Annotated in this window: 11 protein-coding genes, 1 tRNA gene and 2 rRNA genes (1 of these 14 running past the window's edge); 12 read left to right on the top strand and 2 right to left on the bottom strand. The window is 70.1% G+C overall.

The window, feature by feature from the left end:
• The 4 genes from ACGRHY_RS06545 to ACGRHY_RS06530 all read left to right on the top strand — a co-directional run.
• A 23S ribosomal RNA gene (locus tag ACGRHY_RS06545) occupies positions 1-1,665 on the top strand; it begins 1,455 nt to the left of the window's first position.
• Between the two features lie 74 nt (positions 1,666-1,739).
• A 5S ribosomal RNA gene (gene rrf, locus ACGRHY_RS06540) occupies positions 1,740-1,856 on the top strand.
• Between the two features lie 97 nt (positions 1,857-1,953).
• On the top strand, positions 1,954-2,664 hold the full coding sequence (locus ACGRHY_RS06535; RefSeq protein ID WP_394634451.1) for a DegT/DnrJ/EryC1/StrS family aminotransferase: 711 nt from the start codon (positions 1,954-1,956) through the stop codon (positions 2,662-2,664).
• 76 nt (positions 2,665-2,740) lie between these two features.
• Positions 2,741-2,813 (top strand) — tRNA-Thr (locus ACGRHY_RS06530).
• A 75-nt stretch (positions 2,814-2,888) separates the two neighbouring features.
• Here the strand turns inward: ACGRHY_RS06530 and ACGRHY_RS06525 are convergent.
• The gene (locus tag ACGRHY_RS06525) at positions 2,889-5,537 is read right to left on the bottom strand and encodes a SpoIIE family protein phosphatase (protein ID WP_394637945.1); all 2,649 of its coding nucleotides are present in this window, start codon (positions 5,535-5,537) and stop codon (positions 2,889-2,891) included.
• A gap of 367 nt (positions 5,538-5,904) precedes the next feature.
• On the opposite strand from ACGRHY_RS06525, the gene ACGRHY_RS06520 reads away from it, so the two are divergent.
• The 8 genes from ACGRHY_RS06520 to ACGRHY_RS06485 all read left to right on the top strand — a co-directional run bounded on the left by ACGRHY_RS06520 (position 5,905) and on the right by ACGRHY_RS06485 (position 19,513).
• Complete coding sequence (locus ACGRHY_RS06520; protein WP_394634450.1) at positions 5,905-11,424, top strand: HAMP domain-containing protein; 5,520 nt, start codon at positions 5,905-5,907, stop codon at positions 11,422-11,424.
• 244 nt (positions 11,425-11,668) lie between these two features.
• Positions 11,669-12,352, top strand: a complete 684-nt coding sequence (locus tag ACGRHY_RS06515) for a response regulator (RefSeq protein WP_394634449.1) — start codon at positions 11,669-11,671, stop codon at positions 12,350-12,352.
• A 137-nt stretch (positions 12,353-12,489) separates the two neighbouring features.
• A complete protein-coding gene (locus ACGRHY_RS06510) occupies positions 12,490-15,204 on the top strand; it encodes a DNA translocase FtsK (RefSeq protein ID WP_394634448.1) in 2,715 nt (904 codons plus the stop codon).
• Positions 15,205-15,391: 187 nt separating this feature from the next.
• The gene (locus tag ACGRHY_RS06505) at positions 15,392-16,201 is read left to right on the top strand and encodes a helix-turn-helix domain-containing protein (RefSeq protein WP_394634447.1); all 810 of its coding nucleotides are present in this window, start codon (positions 15,392-15,394) and stop codon (positions 16,199-16,201) included.
• Positions 16,202-16,251: 50 nt separating this feature from the next.
• On the top strand, positions 16,252-17,754 hold the full coding sequence (rimO, locus tag ACGRHY_RS06500) for a 30S ribosomal protein S12 methylthiotransferase RimO (RefSeq protein WP_394634446.1): 1,503 nt from the start codon (positions 16,252-16,254) through the stop codon (positions 17,752-17,754).
• Positions 17,751-18,395 (top strand): CDP-diacylglycerol--glycerol-3-phosphate 3-phosphatidyltransferase, encoded by a 645-nt coding sequence (gene pgsA / locus ACGRHY_RS06495; protein ID WP_394634445.1) that lies wholly within the window; start codon positions 17,751-17,753, stop codon positions 18,393-18,395. The genes rimO and pgsA overlap by 4 nt, the downstream gene beginning before the upstream one ends.
• Entirely contained in the window at positions 18,385-19,035 is a 651-nt protein-coding gene (locus ACGRHY_RS06490; RefSeq protein WP_394634444.1) for a CinA family protein, read from the top strand. Before pgsA ends, ACGRHY_RS06490 begins: the two co-directional genes overlap by 11 nt.
• Before the next feature lie 94 nt (positions 19,036-19,129).
• Positions 19,130-19,513, top strand: coding sequence for a helix-turn-helix domain-containing protein (locus tag ACGRHY_RS06485; RefSeq protein WP_237878127.1), 384 nt, complete (start codon positions 19,130-19,132; stop codon positions 19,511-19,513).
• A 100-nt stretch (positions 19,514-19,613) separates the two neighbouring features.
• Here the strand turns inward: ACGRHY_RS06485 and ACGRHY_RS06480 are convergent, their stop codons facing one another.
• On the bottom strand, positions 19,614-20,417 hold the full coding sequence (locus ACGRHY_RS06480; protein ID WP_394634443.1) for an Fpg/Nei family DNA glycosylase: 804 nt from the start codon (positions 20,415-20,417) through the stop codon (positions 19,614-19,616).
• Positions 20,418-20,438: the final 21 nt, after the last annotated feature.

Here is a 20,438-nt window from a genome sequence, read left to right as displayed (position 1 = left end):
TAAGTCGGGGCCTAAGGCGAGGCCGACAGGCGTAGTCGATGGATAACCGGTTGATATTCCGGTACCCGCTGTGGAGCGCAAGGGCCGAGCCCGGTGATGCTAAGTCCGTGAAGCCGCCCGTGCCCTTCGGGGTGCGGTGCCGGTGGAGCCGACGGCCCGATCCGGTAGTAGGTGAGTGATGGGGTGACGCAGGAAGGTAGTCCAGCCCGGGCGGTGGTTGTCCCGGGGTAAGGGTGTAGGGCGCCAGGCAGGTAAATCCGTCTGGCACGAGGCCTGAGACCTGATGCCGAGCCGATGGTGGCGAAGTGGATGATCCTATGCTGTCGAGAAAAGCCTCTAGCGAGTTGCACGGCGGCCCGTACCCCAAACCGACTCAGGTGGTCTGGTAGAGAATACCGAGGCGTTCGGGTGAACTATGGTTAAGGAACTCGGCAAAATGCCCCCGTAACTTCGGGAGAAGGGGGGCCACATCCGGTGATCGCCCGTGCGGTGTGAGCCGGGGGTGGCCGCAGAGACCAGCGAGAAGCGACTGTTTACTAAAAACACAGGTCCGTGCGAAGCCGTAAGGCGAGGTATACGGACTGACGCCTGCCCGGTGCTGGAACGTTAAGGGGACCGGTCAGTCATCCTTCGGGGTGGCGAAGCTGAGAACTTAAGCGCCAGTAAACGGCGGTGGTAACTATAACCATCCTAAGGTAGCGAAATTCCTTGTCGGGTAAGTTCCGACCTGCACGAATGGCGTAACGACTTCTCGACTGTCTCAACCATAGGCCCGGTGAAATTGCACTACGAGTAAAGATGCTCGTTTCGCGCAGCAGGACGGAAAGACCCCGGGACCTTTACTACAGCTTGATATTGGTGTTCGGTTCGGCTTGTGTAGGATAGGTGGGAGCCGGTGAAGCATGCACGCCAGTGTGTGTGGAGGCGTTGTTGAAATACCACTCTGGTCGTGCTGGATGTCTAACCCGGGTCCGTGATCCGGATCGGGGACAGTGTCTGGTGGGTAGTTTAACTGGGGCGGTTGCCTCCCAAAGGGTAACGGAGGCGCCCAAAGGTTCCCTCAGCCTGGTTGGTCATCAGGTGGTGAGTGTAAGTGCACAAGGGAGCTTGACTGTGAGACTGACGGGTCGAGCAGGGACGAAAGTCGGGACTAGTGATCCGGCGGTGGCTGGTGGAAGCGCCGTCGCTCAACGGATAAAAGGTACCCCGGGGATAACAGGCTGATCTTCCCCAAGAGTCCATATCGACGGGATGGTTTGGCACCTCGATGTCGGCTCGTCGCATCCTGGGGCTGGAGTCGGTCCCAAGGGTTGGGCTGTTCGCCCATTAAAGCGGTACGCGAGCTGGGTTTAGAACGTCGTGAGACAGTTCGGTCCCTATCCGCTGCGCGCGCAGGAGTCTTGAGAAGGGCTGTCCCTAGTACGAGAGGACCGGGACGGACGAACCTCTGGTGTGCCAGTTGTTCTGCCAAGGGCATGGCTGGTTGGCTACGTTCGGGAGGGATAACCGCTGAAAGCATCTAAGCGGGAAGCCTGCTTCGAGATGAGGGCTCCCACCCCCTGGAGGGGGTAAGGCTCCCGGGAGACGACCGGGTTGATAGGCCGGAGATGGAAGCTCCGCAAGGGGTGGAGTTGACCGGTACTAATAGGCCGAGGGCTTGTCCGTAGATGTTCGCGTCCACTGTGTGGGTTCTGAGACCACGACCCGTCTGGCCGGCGGTTGCGTGTGTGTCATGGTGTTTCGGTGGTCAGAGCGAGAGGGAAACGCCCGGTTACATTCCGAACCCGGAAGCTAAGCCTTTCAGCGCCGATGGTACTGCACGGGGGACCGTGTGGGAGAGTAGGACGCCGCCGAACAATTAGTGGGCCGTGGTCCCCGGATTTAAGTCCGGGGACCACGGCCTTTTTGTGTTGTGTAACCGGGAGTTCATGTGGCGCCGCCAGCATCTCGGGCATGGGAACCACGACGCCGAGCGGCACGCTACGAGCCGGGCTCGAGAAGCAGGGCATAGGTATCGGGGACGAGGTGATCGTGCCCGCGTACTGCGACAGCGGGATGGCGGCGGCCGTACGGGAGACCGGCGCACTGCCCGTCTTCGCCGATGTCGACCCCGGGAGTCTCTGCATCGATCCCGATTCCGTCGCCGCGGTGGTGAACGAGCGGACCGCCGCGGTGGTTCCCGTGCATCTCTTCGGCCACCCCGCCGACATGGTCTGCCTGCACGCGCTGGCACAGCGCCACGGGATGAAGGTGATCGACGCTGGGGAGCCGGCCGTCGTCTCCTCGGTGGAAGCCGCTCGGCGCAGGCAGCACGCCGAATTCCTGAACGCGAGGCTGACCGGTGTGGTCGTCCCGCGCGCCGCGGCCGGGGTGCGCCACACCTACGAGCAGTACGTGGTGCGGGTGCCGGGGAACGGGCGGCCCGACAGGGATGTCTTCAAGCACGCCCTGTGGGCCCGCGGAGTGCGGTGCCACGTGCCGGTGAGGACGCCTGTGCACCGTCTGCCGGAGTTCCGGGTGGATGTCCGGCTGCCGGAGACGGAGCGGGCGGTGGGGGAGTGCCTGGCGCTCCCCCTGGAGGCGTCGACGACCCGCCGCGAGCTGCAGCGGATCGTCTCGGCCTGCAACGCGCTGGGTGGCCTGCTGATGGAACCGGCCTGCTGAGGAGCGGTGGGCAAGCGGGGCGGGCCGGGTGGTCAACGGCGCCCCGGGATTCAGGTATGATCTATTCCGCTGGCTCGCCCCAATAGCTCAGTCGGCAGAGCGTCTCCATGGTAAGGAGAAGGTCTACGGTTCGATTCCGTATTGGGGCTCCGGAAAGAGATGAGGCCCCCGCCGCAAGGCGGGGGCCTCATCGTTTCGTTGTGCGCCCGCGGGCAGGCCCGCCGTCACTCGGGGACGCGCATCGAGAGGATCGCCATGTCGTCGGAGGGGGCATCGGCGGCGAAACGCTCCACCGCGCGCATGATGCGCGCGGCCACCGCGCCCGCCGTCAGGCCCGTGCATGTCGTGAGGACGTCGGCGAGGCCGTCGTCGCCGAGCATGCGGTCGCCCTCACGGCGTTCGGTCACGCCGTCGGTGACGCACAGCAGGACATCGCCCGGGTCGAGGGTGACGGTCTCCTCGTACAGCTCCAGATCGTCCATCACGCCCAGCAGCGGCTGCGGCTCCGCGGCCGGCTCGACGGTGCCGTCCTGGCGCAACCGCAGCGGAAGCGGGTGGCCCGCGCAGACGACCTTGAGGACGGCGCCGCCCTCCGGCTGAGGCCACAGCTCGCCGTAGAGCAGGGTCAGGAACCGGCTGCGGGCACCCTCGTCGAGGATCGCGGCGTTGAGCCGCTCCAGGACGGCCGGGCCCCCGAAGCCCTCACGGGCCAGCAGGCGCAGCGCGTGGCGGGCCAGTCCGGTGACGGCCGCGGCCTCGGGGCCGGTGCCGCAGACGTCGCCGATGGCGAAGCCGTACGCGCCGTCGCGGATGGGGAAGAGGTCGTAGAAGTCGCCACCGACCTCGTTGCCCTCGCCCGCGGCGCGGTAGATGACCTCGACCTCGACGCCGGGTACGTCGGGGAGCTCGGGCGGCAGCAGACTGCGCTGGAGAGACTGGCTGATGGCCGTGCGCTCGCTGTAGAGCCGGGCGTTGTCCAGGGCGAGGGCGGCCCGGCGGGAGAGGTCCTCGGCCAGTTCCAGGATCTCCTGGCGGAAGCGATCCTCGGTCGGTTTGCCCAGGGTGAGCATGCCGATGACGCGGTTGCGGGCCACCAGCGGAAGTACCACCGTCTCCCCGCCGACCGTGGCGGCGGTGGCGAGGGTGGTGCCGGCGACGTTCGAGGAGATGGATGCGGGCAGACGGTCGAGGGAGAGACCGCTCTGGTCCAGGCCCAGGCTGCGCAGGGAGGTGCGCAGCGCGGCGGAGTGCGCCGCGTCGCCCGGGGCGGTCCACACCCGCGCGCCGGGGGTGGGCACCGGATCGGGCGGGGGGACCTTGGACAGCAGGGCCTTGAGGCCGTCGATGCGGTCCTCGTCCTCGTGCAGGACGTAGGAGAGCTCGGGCTCGGAGGACTGGTCCGCGATGGTGTAGACGGCGCACCAGGTGGCGAGAGTGGGGACCGTCATCTGGGCCATCAGGGCGAGTGTCTGGTCGCGGTCGAGCGTGCCGGCGAGCAGGTCGGACGCCTCGACGAGGAAGGACAGCGAGCCGCGGCGCAGCCGCTCCAGTTCGGTCAGGCGCGCGGACTCCACCGCGAGCGCGATCCGGTCGGCGGCGAACTGCAGTCGCAGGGCCTCCTCGTTGGTGTAGCGGCCCGGAGCCTCGGCCGAGACGCCCAGGGAGCCGGTCAGCCGCCCCTCGACCTTCAGCGGGACTGTGACGACCGAGCGCATCCCCGTCCCCTCCAGGAGGGGGACCGCGCCGGGAACCGCGGAGAGGTCCTCGTGCACCGAGGGCATCCGGGCCGAGCCGTAGCGGCCGCTGCCCGCCTCGACGGGGACACGGGCGAAGCGCTGACGGGCGGAGGGCAGGCCGGTGGTGGCACGGACCTCCAGCTCGGTCTCGTCGTCCGTGGCCAGCAGGAGGAAGGCGGCGTCGCCGTCGAGCATGTCGCGGGCACGCTCGACGGTGCGCTGGAGGAGGCCGTCGAGATCGTCCGGGGGAGGGGAGCCGATGAAGGTCTCGAAGGGGTCGGTGCCGGCCCGGTCGCGGTTCTCCGGGGTGCCGGCGGAGTCGGACGCCGCACCGCGCGTGGGGGACTGCAGCACCGCGCGCTCGTGGTCGCGCACCAGCAGGCAGACGGTGGACGGCTCGCCGTCGGCGTCGCGTACGCGCAGGTGGGAGGCGTAGACCGGGACGGTGCGGCCGTCCGAGCCGCGGATTCCGTACGAGCCCTCCCAGCGGGAGAGGGCCAGTGCCTCGGCGATGCCGGTGCCGATGCCGGGGGTGTGGGGCCAGGCGGCGAAATCGGTCAGCGGCTTGCCGGTGACCTGCTCGGCGGTGTAGCCGAACAGCTCGCGGGCGTCGTCGTTCCAGGCGCAGACGGCACCGGAGCGGTCGACCTGCAGGACGGCGACGCGGACCCGGGTGTCGGTCGTGGGCAGGGCGCTGTCGGGGAGCGCGGGGCCGGCGCTGCGGGTGCCGACCGGGCGATCGGGAAGCTCCAGGCGGAACCAGACACGCTTGTCGACGGCGGTGTACTCCACCCCCCAGCGGTCGGCGAGCGAGGCGCACAGCAGCAGGCCGCGACCGCCCTCGCGGTCGGGGTCGCCGAAGTGGTGGCCCAGGTCCTGGACGGGCAGCCCGCGGTCGGGGTAGTGGTCGGCGACCTCCACGCGCACGCTTTCGTCGCCGTCGCGCAGGCACAGGACGTCGGCGGCGGTGCCGGCGTGGACGACGGCGTTGGTGACCAGCTCGCTGGTGAGGACGACGGCGTCGTCCACGATGTCGGCCAGGCCCCAGCCCTGGAGGGTGTCGCGTACGAAGGCGCGGGCACTCGCCACCGAGCGTCCGACCGGCTCGAAGGTGGCCGCTGCTCGCGCCGTGATCACTGCTCTCCCCATGGATCTGTCGTCGCCGTCCGTACGCGCGGGCGGCAGGGGGCCCCGCTGGACGCCCACCGCTGCGGCCAGCCGCTGCCCGGCACTCGCCTCGTCCACCGCAGCGCCCCTTCGAATACCCGTCGTGACCACGTGTCCTTCGCGCCCGGCGGGCCGGAGCGGATGGACAGCCGGATGCCAGGTTACTTACGTTCGCAGTACCGGCGGACCCCGGATGCGGGTGTTTCCCCCTTGGGGCGTTCAGTCGGTGGTGTGCGATGCTGCCGAACTGTTATCGCCTGGTTCCACCATGGTGAAACACTGGGAAGGCTCGAAGTGAATGCCCGGGCGGAACGTTCGACCCAGCGGGAGGGACACGGTGCAGTCTGGCGGAGCGGCGCGAGGCGCCAGCACGCGCACGAGAAGCGGACGGTCTCGGGCAAACGGGGTGATCGAGGTTGAGGCGGCCGCGGTCAACCGGCTGCTGACCGCCCTGGAGGCGATGCGGGACGGGAACTTCCGCAAGCGCCTCACCGTCGCCGGCGACGGCCCGATGGCCGAGATCGCCGCCGTCTTCAACGAGGTCGCCGACCGCAACCTCCATCTGACCAGCGAGCTGGCCCGGGTGCGCAGGGTGGTCGGCAAGGACGGCAAGTTGACCGAGCGGCTGGAGACGGGGGCCTGCGAGGGGGCCTGGGCGACCGCCATCGACGCGTCGAACGCGCTGGTGGACGATCTGGTGCGGCCCGTCTCCGAGGTCGGCCGGGTACTGTCGGCGGTGGCCGAGGGCGACCTGGAACAGCGGATGGACCTGCGGGTCCAGGGACCGGGCGGGGCGACGCACCCGCTGCGGGGCGAGTTCCTGAAGGTGGGGCGCACCGTCAACGGGCTGGTCGACCAGCTCTCGACGTTCACCGACGAGGTGACGCGCGTCGCCAGCGAGGTGGGCACGGAGGGGAAGCTGGGCGGCCAGGCGCGGGTGCGCGGCATGTCCGGCTCCTGGAAGGACCTGACCGACTCCGTCAACACGATGGCGTCCAGGCTGACCGCCCAGGTCCGCGACATCGCGCTGGTGACCACCGCGGTCGCCAAGGGCGACCTGTCGCGCAAGGTCACAGTGCACGTGGCCGGCGAGATGCTGGAGCTGAAGAACACCGTCAACACCATGGTGGACCAGCTCTCCGCCTTCCAGTCCGAGGTGACGCGCGTCGCACGCGAGGTGGGCACCGAGGGCCAGCTCGGGGGGCAGGCGCGGGTGCCGGGCGCCGGCGGTGTGTGGAAGGACCTGACCGACTCCGTCAACACGATGGCGGGCAACCTCACCTCCCAGGTGCGTGAGATCGCACGGGTGACCACCGCGGTCGCCAACGGCGACCTGTCGCAGAAGGTCACGGTGAACGCGCGCGGCGAGGTGGCGCAGCTCACCGACACCATCAACACGATGACCGAGACGCTGCGGACGTTCGCCGACGAGGTGACGCGCGCGGCCAGCGAGGTCGGTACCGAGGGCGTCCTGGGCGGTCAGGCGCAGGTGCCGGGTGCGGCGGGGACGTGGAAGGACCTCACCGACTCGGTGAACACCGCGTTCCGCAACCTCACGGCGCAGGTGCGGGACATCGCGCAGGTGACGACGGCGGTCGCCAACGGTGATCTGTCGCAGAAGGTCACGGTGGACGTCTCCGGCGAGATGCTGGAGCTGAAGAACACCGTCAACACCATGGTCGACCAGCTCTCCGCCTTCGGCTCCGAGGTCACCCGGGTCGCCCGGGAGGTCGGTGTCGAGGGCGAGCTGGGCGGTCAGGCGCAGGTGCCGGGTGCGGCGGGGACGTGGAAGGACCTCACCGACTCGGTGAACACCGCGTTCCGCAACCTCACCGGTCAGGTCCGCAACATCGCGCAGGTGACGACGGCGGTCGCCAACGGTGATCTGTCGCAGAAGGTCACGGTGGACGTCTCCGGCGAGATGCTCCAGCTGAAGAACACCGTCAACACCATGGTCGACCAGCTCTCCTCGTTCGCCGAGCAGGTGACCCGGATGGCCCGGGACGTGGGCACCGAGGGGCGGCTGGGCGGTCAGGCGCGGGTGGACGGCGTCTCGGGAACCTGGAAGGATCTGACCGACTCCGTCAACTTCATGGCGGGCAACCTCACCTCGCAGGTGCGCAACATCGCGCAGGTGACGACGGCGGTGGCGCGGGGCGATCTGTCGCAGAAGATCGAGGTCGACGCACGCGGGGAGATCCTGGAGCTGAAGAACACCATCAACACGATGGTGGACCAGCTCTCCGCCTTCGCGGACCAGGTCACCCGGGTGGCCCGCGAGGTGGGCACCGAGGGGCGGCTGGGCGGTCAGGCGCAGGTGCCGGGCGTGGCCGGGGTGTGGCGCGACCTGACCGACTCGGTCAACGGCATGGCGGGCAACCTCACGGCCCAGGTCCGCAACATCGCGCAGGTCGCGACGGCGGTGGCGCGCGGTGATCTGTCGCAGAAGATCGACGTGGACGCGCGCGGGGAGATCCTGGAGCTGAAGAACACCCTCAACACGATGGTGGACCAGCTCTCCTCGTTCGCCGAGCAGGTCACGCGGGTGGCCCGCGAGGTGGGCACCGAGGGCATCCTCGGCGGCCAGGCCGAGGTGGAGGGGGTCTCGGGCACCTGGAAGGATCTCACCCAGTCCGTCAACGGCATGGCGAACAACCTCACCTCGCAGGTGCGAAACATCGCCGAGGTCACCACCGCGGTCGCCCGGGGCGACCTGTCCAAGAAGATCACCGTCGATGCCAAGGGGGAGATCCTCGCCCTGGTGACGACCGTGAACACGATGGTGGACCAGCTCTCGTCGTTCGCCGAGCAGGTCACGCGGGTGGCCCGCGAGGTGGGCACCGAGGGCATCCTCGGCGGCCAGGCCCATGTGCCGGGTGTCACCGGCATCTGGAAGGACCTGAGCGAGAACGTCAACCTGATGGCGTCCAACCTGACGGGGCAGGTGCGCAACATCTCCCAGGTCGCCACCGCGGTCGCCAACGGCGACCTGACCAAGAAGGTCACCGTGGAGGCCAGCGGCGAGGTCGCCCAGCTCGCCGACACCGTCAACACCATGGTGACGACCCTGTCGTCGTTCGCCGACGAGGTGACGCGGGTGGCGCGCGAGGTGGGTACCGATGGAAGCCTGGGCGGCCAGGCGCGGGTGCCGGGGGTGTCGGGCACCTGGAAGGACCTGACGGAGTCCGTGAACTCCATGGCCTCCAACCTCACCGGCCAGGTCCGCAACATCGCGATGGTCACCACCGCGATCGCCAAGGGCGATCTCACCAAGAAGATCGACATCGACGCGCGCGGCGAGATCCTGGAGCTGAAGACCACCATCAACACGATGGTGGACCAGCTCTCCTCGTTCGCCGAGCAGGTCACCCGGGTGGCCCGCGAGGTGGGTACCGAGGGACAGCTGGGCGGCCAGGCGCGGGTCGACGGCGTCTCGGGCACCTGGAAGGACCTCACCGAGTCGGTGAACGAGATGGCGGGCAATCTGACCCGCCAGGTGCGCGCCATCGCGGCGGTCGCCGCGGCGGTGACCCGCGGCGACCACAACGTGAAGATCGACGTGGACGCGGCCGGCGAGATCCTGGCACTCCAGGACAACGTCAACACCATGATCGCCACGCTGCGCGAGACCACGCTCGCCAACCAGGAGCAGGACTGGCTCAAGGGCAACCTCGCCCGCATCTCCGGTCTGATGCAGGGCCGCCGCGACCTGGAGGACGTGGCGCGGCTGATCATGAGCGAGCTGACCCCGGTGGTCTCCGCCCAGCACGGTGCCTTCTTCGTCGCGGCTCCGACCGGCGGCGGCCCGGAGCTCGGGGTGGGGGCGAGCGAGGACGGCTCGTACGAGCTGCGGATGATCGGCACCTACGGTTACTCCCCGGGCACCATGCCCACCACTTTCCTGCCCGGCGAGTCCCTGGTGGGCATCGCGGCCGAGGAGAAGCGCACGATCCTGGTCGAGCACGCACCGCCCGGCTATCTGAAGATCGCGTCCGGACTCGGCGAGGCGCCGCCCGCCCAGGTGATCGTGCTGCCGCTGCTCTTCGAGGGCAGGGTGCTCGGCGTCATCGAACTGGCCACCTTCCAGCCCTTCACCCAGATCCAGAAGGACTTCCTGAGCCAGATCGCGGAGATGATCGCCACGAGCGTCAACACCATCAGCGTCAACACCAAGACCGAGGTGCTCCTGCGGCAGTCGCAGGAGCTGGCCGAGCAGCTCCAGGAGCGGTCGGTGGAGCTGGAGAGCAGGCAGCGTGCCCTGCAGGCCTCGAACGAGGAGCTGGAGGAGAAGGCGGAGCTGCTGGCCAAGACCAACCGCGACATCGAGATCAAGAACTCCGAGATCGAGGATGCCCGGCAGGTCCTGGAGGAGCGCGCCGAGCAGCTTGCGGTCTCGATGCGCTACAAGTCCGAGTTCCTGGCGAACATGTCGCACGAGCTGCGCACCCCGCTCAACTCGCTGCTGATCCTCGCCAAGCTGCTGGCCGACAACGCCGAGGGGAACCTCTCGCCCAAGCAGGTGGAGTTCGCCGAGACGATCCACGGCGCCGGCTCCGATCTGCTCCAGCTGATCAACGACATCCTGGACCTGTCCAAGGTCGAGGCCGGTAAGATGGACGTCAGCCCGACCCGTATCGCGCTGGTACAGCTCGTGGACTACGTGGAGGCGACCTTCCGGCCGCTCACCGCGGAGAAGGGGCTCGACTTCTCCGTGCGGGTCTCGCCGGAGCTGCCCCCCACCCTCCACACCGACGAGCAGCGCCTGCTGCAGGTGCTGCGCAACCTGCTGTCGAACGCGGTGAAGTTCACCGACAGCGGCGCGGTGGAGCTGGTGATCCGCTCGGCCGGGTCGGACGTGCCGGAGTCGATCCGCGAGCAGATGCTGGAGCACGGCTCGCTGCGCGACGCCGACTCCGGCCTGATCGCCTTCTCGGTGACCGACACCGGCATCGGGATCGCGCAGAGCAAGATGCGTGTGATCTTCGAGGCGTTCAAGCAGGCGGACGGCACGACCAGCCGCAAGTACGGCGGCACCGGGCTGGGACTGTCCATCAGCCGGGAGATCGCGCGACTGCTCGGCGGCGAGATCCACGCGGTCAGCGAGCCGGGCCGCGGCTCGACGTTCACCCTCTACCTGCCCCTCACCTCCAGCGAGCCGCCGCCCCAGGCCTATCCGCAGCCGGGCGAGGCCTCCCCGGAGGCCGCACACGCGGTCGAGGGCGAGCCCGGCGGCGGCTCCGGGACGCTCTCCGCCGTGCCCGGTGCGCCCGTCGTGTCCGGCGCCGTGCAGGAGCCGGTCCGGGAGGCGGGCGGCACCCTGGACGTGCCCGCCGCCGAGCGTGCCGCGGCGGCTCTCGCGTCCCGCCGCCGCCAGCTGCCGCCCATGCCGCGGAAGCGGCCCGCGCCGCAGGAGGCGGAGAGCGGCACGGAGGTGTGGCAGGACACCGCCCGGAGGGCGGAGGGGCGTCCGCGGGGGGTCTTCGACGGTGAGAAGGTGCTCATCGTCGACGACGACATCCGCAACGTCTTCGCGCTCACCAGCGTGCTGGAGCAGAACGGCCTGCAGGTGCTCTACGCGGAGAACGGGCGCGAGGGCATCGAGGTGCTGGAGCAGCACGACGACGCGGCGGTCGTCCTGATGGACATCATGATGCCGGAGATGGACGGGTACGCCACGACTGCGGCGATCCGGCGGATGCCGCAGTTCGCCGGGCTGCCGATCATCGCGCTGACGGCGAAGGCCATGAAGGGCGACCGGGAGAAGAGCATCGAGGCGGGGGCGTCCGACTACGTCACCAAGCCGGTGGACACCGATCACCTGCTGTCCGTCATGGCGCAGTGGATGCGCGGGGAGTGATGTGCGATGGTTCCGTGGTCGGCGGCGTGCCGGTGAAGTGCGACGCATTAGGTGTGGAAATGCTGCAATCGGGGAACCTTCGGATCTCTCACAGCGTTTCAGGTACGTGCACAGTGACATCTCGGTGACAGGGTGTGGTGGGCCGCGAGGTGGGGCTACCATGACCGGCACAGGAACGGGCGGCGCAAAGGAGTCGTTGCCGGTGGCGGCGTCCAGAGCGCTGCCGGGGCGAGGAGGACGGGCCATGGTGCAGAAGGCCAAGATCCTCCTGGTCGATGACCGACCGGAGAATCTGCTGGCGCTGGAGGCCATCCTCTCCGCGCTGGACCAGACGCTGGTGCGGGCATCGTCAGGGGAGGAGGCGCTCAAGGCGCTGCTCACGGACGACTTCGCGGTCATCCTGCTGGATGTGCAGATGCCGGGCATGGACGGTTTCGAGACCGCCGCCCACATCAAGCGGCGGGAGCGGACCCGGGACATCCCGATCATCTTCCTCACGGCCATCAACCACGGTCCGCACCACACCTTCCGCGGCTACGCGGCCGGCGCGGTGGACTACATCTCCAAGCCGTTCGACCCGTGGGTGCTGCGGGCGAAGGTGTCGGTCTTCGTCGATCTGTACATGAAGAACGTTCAGCTGCGTGAGCAGGCCGCCCTGCTGCGGCTTCAGATGGACGGCCGGCGCTCCGGCGAGGACGGCGACAGGGGAACGGAGTCCTCGGGCCTCCTGGCCGAACTCTCCGCGCGGCTGGCGGCGGTGGAGGAGCAGGCCGAGGCGCTTTCCAAGCACCTGGACGAGTCCTCGGACGCCGCGGCCGTCGCCACGGCCGCCCATCTGGAGCGCAAGCTCACCGGTCTGCGGCGGGCACTGGACGCGCTGGAGCCGGGCAACGACGGCCGGTCGGCCTCGCTTCCGTCGCAGAGCTGACTTGCCGCCAGGCGGGCGGGTGTCCCGACGGGACGTCATCCCGCCGGTTCCCGTGTGCCGGAGACCGGGCGCACCCCGTCCCGCCGACCGCACGGGCGTCCGTGTCTTGAGGGGCTCTCGCGGGTAATCTCGGCACCATGGCCTCACGTACGTCCGGCAAGGCTGCCAGGAAGGCGCCCGCCAAGAAGGCTCCCGCCAGGAAGGCCCCGGCACCGAGGCCTGCCGCGCCCAGGAAGCCGGCGGCCGGGAAGGCGGCGAGGAAGACGGCGGCGAAGACTCCGCCCGGACCCGCGCCGTCTCCGACCAACGCGATCTTCCGACTGGTCAGGGCCGTATGGCTCGGAGTCGCGCACACCGTCGGGGCGCTGCTGCGCGGCATAGGCCGCGGGGCCAGGGGGCTGGACCCGGCGCACCGCAAGGACGGGGTGGCGCTGCTGCTGCTGGGCATCGCCCTGGTGATCGCGGCCGGTACCTGGTCCAATCTGCGAGGGCCGGTGGGCGAGCTGGTCGAGATGCTGGTGACCGGGGCCTTCGGCCGTATGGACCTGGTGGCGCCGGTGCTGCTGGGCGCCGTCGCGGTGCGGCTGATGAGGCATCCGGAGAAGCCGGAGGCCAACGGGCGCATCGTCATCGGGCTGTCCGCGCTGGCCGTCGGTGTACTGGGTCTGGTGCACATCGCCTGCGGTTCGCCGGGGCGCGGTGAGGGGCACGAGGCGGTACGGGACGCGGGCGGCATGATCGGCTGGGCGGTCTCCCAGCCGCTGGTCCTCACCGTCAGCGCCGCCCTGGCCGTACCGCTGCTGCTGCTGGTGACGGTCTTCGGGCTGCTCGTCGTCACCGCCACCCCCGTCAACGCCGTTCCCCAGCGGCTGCGCCAACTGGGCGTGCGACTGGGGCTGGTGGCCGAGGACGCCGGTCCCCGCGGCAGGCCGGAGGGTTACGTCGACCGCGACGCGTACGACGGGGAGGAACCCCGGCCGCGGCGGGCGAGGTTGCGCAAGGACGGCGACGACGCGTTCCAGGCCGAGAAGGAGGCGCTGGACGGCCGGCGCCGCACCCGCCGCGCCCCCCGGGCCCCGCGCACCCCGGACGGCTCCCCCGGCGCGGTGGACGTGGCCGCCGCCGCGGCGGCCCAGCTTGAGGGCGCCGTCCTGCACGGCGTACAGCCCTCACCGCTGGTCGCGGACCTCACCAGCTCGGTCCGCGCGGACCGGGACGGCCGGGGCGAGCGGCAGAGCCGGGAACAGGGGAGCGTGGAGCGGGAGAGCGCGGAGCGGAAGGGGCGGACCGCTTCCGTTCCGGACCTGACCAAGGCGCCGGCCGAGCCGTCCGCCGACACCCTGCCGACGCGCGCCGAGCAGCTCCGGCTCGCCGGGGACGTCACCTACGCGCTGCCCTCGCTCGACCTGCTGGAGCGCGGTGGGCCGGGCCGTACCCGCAGCGCCGCCAACGACGCGGTCGTGGAGTCGCTGACGACCGTGTTCTCCGAGTTCAAGGTGGACGCCGTCGTCACCGGCTTCACCCGCGGCCCGACGGTCACGCGCTACGAGGTGGAACTGGGCCCGGCGGTGAAGGTCGAGAAGATCACCGCGCTGGCCAAGAACATCGCCTACGCCGTCGCCAGCCCGGATGTCCGCATCATCAGCCCGATCCCCGGAAAGTCCGCGGTCGGCATCGAGATCCCCAACACCGACCGCGAGATGGTCAACCTCGGCGACGTGCTCCGGCTGGCGGAAGCCGCCGGCGACGACCATCCGCTGCTGGTCGGGCTCGGCAAGGACGTCGAGGGCGGCTACGTCACGGCCAACCTGGCGAAGATGCCGCACATCCTGGTGGCGGGTGCGACCGGCTCCGGAAAGTCGTCCTGCATCAACTGCCTGATCACCTCGGTGATGATCCGGTCCACCCCGGAGGACGTCCGGATGGTGCTGGTGGACCCCAAGCGGGTGGAGCTGACCTCGTACGAGGGCATCCCGCACCTGATCACCCCGATCATCACCAATCCCAAGAAGGCCGCCGAGGCGCTGCAGTGGGTCGTGCGCGAGATGGACCTGCGCTACGACGACCTGGCCGCCTACGGCTTCCGCCACATCGACGACTTCAACGCCGCGGTGCGCGCCGGGAAGGTGAAGGCGGCCGAGGGCAGCGAGCGGGAACTCGCCCCCTACCCGTACCTGCTGGTCGTCGTGGACGAGCTGGCCGACCTGATGATGGTGGCGCCGCGCGACGTGGAGGACGCGATCGTGCGGATCACCCAGCTCGCGCGGGCGGCGGGCATCCATCTGGTGCTGGCCACCCAGCGCCCCTCCGTCGACGTCGTCACCGGTCTGATCAAGGCGAACGTGCCCTCGCGACTGGCCTTCGCCACCTCATCGCTCGCCGACAGCCGGGTCATCCTCGACCAGGCGGGTGCCGAGAAGCTGATCGGCAAGGGCGACGGACTGTTCCTGCCGATGGGGGCCGGCAAGCCCACCCGTATGCAGGGCGCCTTCGTGACGGAGGACGAGGTCGCGGCCGTCGTGGCGCACTGCAAGAAGCAGATGGCCCCGGTATTCCGCGACGACGTCACCGTCGGGCAGAGCAGGAAGAAGGAGATCGACGAGGAGATCGGCGACGATCTGGACCTGCTGTGCCAGGCGGCCGAGCTGGTGGTCAGCACGCAGTTCGGGTCCACCTCGATGCTCCAGCGCAAGCTGCGTGTGGGGTTCGCCAAGGCGGGCAGGCTGATGGACCTGATGGAGTCGCGCGGGGTGGTCGGTCCCAGCGAGGGCTCCAAGGCGCGGGATGTTCTGGTCAAACCCGACGACCTGGATGACGTACTCGCGACGATCCGCGGGGAAACTCACTCGTAAGAGTGAGCTAGGCAACCCTTTTCCCTGGCAAAACGTCAACGTGAAGGAGGGCGCGATCGGTGTTCACCGATGGGCGGCATGGCCGTCCCTATGGCGGACAGACTCCCTCCGCCCGCTTGCCCCACCCTTCCGCACCCCCTCTAGACTGAACATCCAGCAGGTGGCTACACGCTCGAAAGGCGCCCCCGTGTCCATCGGCAACTCTCCCCCAGAGGACCGGCCTTCGGTCGGTCAGGCGATTCAGAAAGCCCGTATCGACGCGCGACTGACGGTTGACGAGGTCAGTGCGACCACCCGTGTGCGCGTCCCGATCGTGCACGCCATCGAACAGGACGACTTCTCCCGGTGCGGAGGCGACGTCTACGCCCGCGGCCATGTCCGCACCCTTGCCAAGGCCGTCGACCTCGATCCGGACGAGCTGGTGGCGCAGTACGACGCCGAGCACGGCGGCCGTCCGGCGCCCACTCCCGCGGCCGCGCTCTTCGAGGCCGAACGCATCCGCCCCGAGCCGAGCCGCCCGAACTGGACCGCCGCCATGGTCGCCGCGATCGTGGCCGTGGTGGGCTTCGTCGGCTTCACCCTCTTCAGCGGTGGTGACGAGTCGGCACGCGCCCCGGTGGCCCAGGACGGTCCGTCGCCGGATCCCGTCGGCGAGCCGGACCCGGCCAAGCCCGCCGATCCCAAGCCCGACCCGGATCCGTCCGTCTCCGAGAGCGCCATCGCCGCCGCGCCCGCCGACAAGGTCACGATCAAGCTGGTCGCCGAGGACGGCAAGAGCTGGTTCTCCGCCGAGGCCCACAACGGACGGCTGCTGGAGGAGGGTGTCCTCCAGAACGGCGACTCCAGGACCTTCACCGACGACAAGCGGATCGACCTGGTGCTCGGCAACGCCGGTGCGGTCACCCTCTTCGTCAACGGCAAGGAGGTCGACAAGGTCGGCGAGGTCGGCCAGGTACAGCGCGTCAGCTACACCAAGGGAGACCCGGAACAGGGGTGACGCAACCCTGGCGGCGGGTGGGCCGGGTGGAACGAAGTAGGCTTGAGCCCATGCCCGAACGCCGTACCGTCGCCCTCGTCACCCTTGGATGCGCCCGCAACGAGGTGGACTCGGAGGAGCTCGCAGGCCGTCTGGCGGCGGACGGCTGGGAGCTCGTCGAGGAAGCCGCCGACGCTGACGTCGCCGTCGTCAACACCTGCGGCTTCGTCGAGGCCGCCAAGAAGGACTCCGTAGACGCCCTGCTGGAGGCCAACGACCTCAAGGACCACGGCCGCACCCAGGCCGTGGTCGCCGTCGGCTGCATGGCCGAGCGCTATGGCAAGGAACTGGCCGAGGCACTGCCGGAGGCCGACGGGGTGCTCGGCTTCGACGACTACACCGACATCTCCGACCGCCTCCAAACCATCCTCTCCGGCGGCGCTCACGTCCCCCATGTCCCCAGGGACCGCCGCAAGCTCCTGCCCGTCAGCCCGGCGGAGCGGCAGGGTGCCGCCGTCGCGCTGCCCGGGCACGGGGACGCCGCCGCGGCCGCACCCGCCGACCTGCCCGACGGGGTGGCCCCGGCATCGGGCCCGCGGGCGCCGCTGCGCAGGCGGCTGGACAGCAGTCCGGTCGCCTCGGTGAAACTGGCCTCCGGCTGCGACCGCCGGTGCTCGTTCTGCGCCATCCCCTCCTTCCGCGGGGCCTTCGTCTCCCGGCGCCCCTCGGACGTGCTGGGCGAGACCCGCTGGCTGGCGGAGCAGGGGGTGAAGGAGATCATGCTGGTCTCCGAGAACAACACCTCCTACGGCAAGGACCTCGGCGACATCCGCCTGCTGGAGACGCTCCTGCCGGAGCTGGCCTCGGTGGACGGCATCGAGCGGATCCGGGTGAGCTATCTGCAGCCCGCCGAGATGCGGCCCGGGCTGATCGACGTCCTGACCGGGACGGAGAAGGTCGCCCCCTACTTCGACCTCTCCTTCCAGCACTCCGCCCCGGGTGTGCTGCGCGCCATGCGGCGCTTCGGCGACACCGACCGCTTCCTCGAACTGCTGGACACCATCCGCGCCAGGGAGCCGCAGGCGGGCGTCCGCTCGAACTTCATCGTGGGCTTTCCCGGTGAGAGCGAGGCGGATCTCGCGGAACTGGAGCGTTTTCTGGTCGCGGCCAGGCTGGATGCGATCGGAGTCTTCGGGTATTCGGACGAGGAAGGTACCGAAGCGGCTACCTACGAGCACAAGACCGACCCCGAGACGGTGGCCGAGCGGCTGGACCACGTCTCGCGGCTCGCCGAGGAGTTGACCGCGCAGCGTGCGGAGGAGCGCATCGGCGAGACCGTACGGGTACTGGTCGAGTCGGTGGACGGCGAGGACGGCCCGGTCGGGCGCGGGGCACATCAGGCCCCCGAGACCGACGGGCAGACGCTCCTCACCGGCCCCGCCGGCTCCTCGCGGCTCTCCGTGGGACAGATGGTCGAAGCGAAGGTGGTGGCGACCGAGGGTGTGGATCTCGTTGCCGAGCCGCCCCCGGACGTCGTCCGGGGGTGCTCCGAGAGTGAGGAGGCGGGGGCATGACGGACATCCCGGCCTCAGCAGCGAGTGGTGGAGCCATGGCGCAACGGAAGACCACCGCAGTCCGCACGGTGAGCCTGTGGAACATCGCGAACATCCTCACCATGGTGAGGCTGCTCCTGGTGCCGGCCTTCGTGTTCCTGATGCTCGCCGACGGAGGGCACGACCCGGCCTGGCGCTCCCTCGCCTGGGCGGCCTTCTCCATCGCGATGATCACCGATCTCTTCGACGGCGAGCTGGCGCGGCGATACGACCTGGTCACCGACTTCGGCAAGATCGCCGACCCGATCGCGGACAAGGCGATCATGGGTGCGGCGCTGATCTGCCTGTCGGCGCTCTCCGACCTGCCCTGGTGGGTCACGGGGGTGATCCTCTTCCGGGAGATCGGCATCACCCTGATGCGCTTCTGGGTGATCCGGCACGGCGTCATCCCGGCCAGCCGGGGCGGGAAGCTGAAGACCCTCGCCCAGGGCATCGCCGTGGGCATGTACATCCTGGCCCTGACGGGTCCGCTCGCCACGCTGCGCTGGTGGGTGATGGCCGCGGCCGTGGTGCTGACGGTCGGCACCGGGCTGGACTACGTACGGCAGGCGGTGGTCCTGCGGCGGGCCGGTCTGGCGGCGGAGCGCGCAGATGAGCGGTAAGGGGGAGGCCGGGCCCGGGCCCGGTCCCGGTCCCGGCGGAGGCGTCGGCGAGACCGGGGAGATCACCACGCAGGCGCTGAAGCTGCTGGCGGACCGCGGCCAGACCGTCGCCGCGGCCGAGTCGCTGACCGGCGGGCTCGTCGCGGCCGAGCTGACCGCCGCTCCCGGTGCCTCGGCGACCGTACGCGGTTCGGTGACCGCCTACGCCACCGAGGTCAAGCACGAGGTTCTCGGGGTGGACGGGAGGCTGCTGCGGGAGCGGGGCGCGGTCGACGCGGAGGTGGCCCGGCAGATGGCGGCCGGCGTCAGACGCGTACTGGGCGCGGACTGGGGCGTGGCGACCACCGGGGTGGCCGGCCCCGAGCCGCAGGACGGCAAGCCGGTGGGCATGGTCTATGTGGCGGTCGCCGGACCGGAGGTGCCTGGCGCGGCGGACACGGCGGATACGCCGGCCGGGTCGGAGGTGGCCGGCCGGGGCACCCGTCCCGTGGCGCTGCGGCTGAGCCTGGACGGCGACCGCGCGGAGATCCGCGACGGGAGCGTACGGGCCGTCATCCGGCTGCTCCTGGGCGAACTCATGGAAAATGCGCCGACAAAGGATACGGAACACAGTGGGGGGAATGGATGTTTGCAGCCCTGAGTGAACACAGCATCGCTCCCCGCACGGCCGCGGTCCAAGGCGGTACGGTGGGGCAAGAAGGATCCGGGTCAGCGGTCCTAGGAGGGAGCCACCGATGATTCTGCTCCGTCGCCTGCTGGGTGACGTGCTGCGTCGGCAGCGCCAGCGCCAGGGCCGTACCCTGCGCGAAGTCTCCTCGTCCGCCCGGGTGTCGCTCGGCTACCTCTCCGAGGTCGAGCGGGGGCAGAAGGAGGCTTCCTCCGAACTGCTCGCCTCGATCTGTGAGGCGCTGGATGTGCGGATGTCCGAGCTGATGCGGGAGGTCAGCGACGAGCTGGCGCTCGCGGAGCTGGCGCAGTCCGCGGCGAGCGACACGGTCCCCGCGCCGATGCGCCGTCCCGTTCTCAACCCGGTGACCGTGACGTCCGTCACGGAGCGGTCGGGGGAGCGGGTGACCATCAAGGCGCCGGCGGAGGCCGTGGACGTCGTCGCCGCCTGACCGGTGCGGTGCACCCTGCGGGAGAGCCACCACGGGCCCGGCCGCGACGCGGAACACGTGTCCCGGCCGGGCCCGCTGCGTCGCCGGGCGGAGCCGTCGTTCAGGCGGACGGGGGAGGCGGTCCCGTCTGGCAGCCGGGGCACCAGTACGCCACGCGCCGGGTGGTGGAGGGGCGGGGCACCCAGGTGCGGACGGTCGTGCCGCAGCGCGGGCACGGTTGCTCGGCGCGGCCGTACACCCACAGGTTCCGGCCGGCGCGTACGTCGCCGGTGGTGACGCGGAGTGCGCGGGCCTTGTTGACCTCCAGCAGCTTCTTCGCGAGGGCCGTCAGACGTTCGGGGGAGGGGACCTCGCCGACCGGCAACCAGGGCGTCACCCTGATCAGGAAGCAGAGTTCCGCCGCGTAGATGTTGCCGATCCCGGCCAGGTTGCGCTGGTCCAGCAGGGCCTCGGCGACGGGACGGGCGGGATCCGCCAGCAGGCGGCTCAGGGCCTCCGCATCGTCCCAGCCCGGGCCCAGGAGGTCCGGGCCCAGATGGCCGACGGCCCTGCCCTCGTCGGCGGTGCGCAGCAGCTCCAGGACGGGGAGGCGGTACCCCACGGCCGAGTGGGCGGCGGTGGCGAGGACGGCGCGGATCTGGTGGCCGGGGCCGCCGCCCCACCGCCGGCCGGGTGCGTAGACGCGCCAGGCGCCGTCCATCCGCAGGTGGGAGTGGAGCGTCAGACCGCCCTCGAAGCGGGTGAGGAGGTGTTTGCCGCACGCGGCGGTCTCCAGCACCTCGCGTCCGGTGAGGTCGACGGTGGCGAGCTTGGGCATCCGCAGGTCGCAGCGGACGAGGGGGGCTCCCGACAGCGCCCGGTGCAACTGCCGGGCGGTGCGCCAGACGGTGTCTCCCTCGGGCACCGGGCCGTCCTTTCTCGTCCG

The sequence above is a fragment of the Streptomyces shinuiensis genome, assembly GCF_043660855.1.
Taxonomy (GTDB): domain Bacteria; phylum Actinomycetota; class Actinomycetes; order Streptomycetales; family Streptomycetaceae; genus Streptomyces.
Note: the sequence above shows the minus strand (reverse complement) of the source record. Positions and strands in the feature narration are given on the sequence as shown.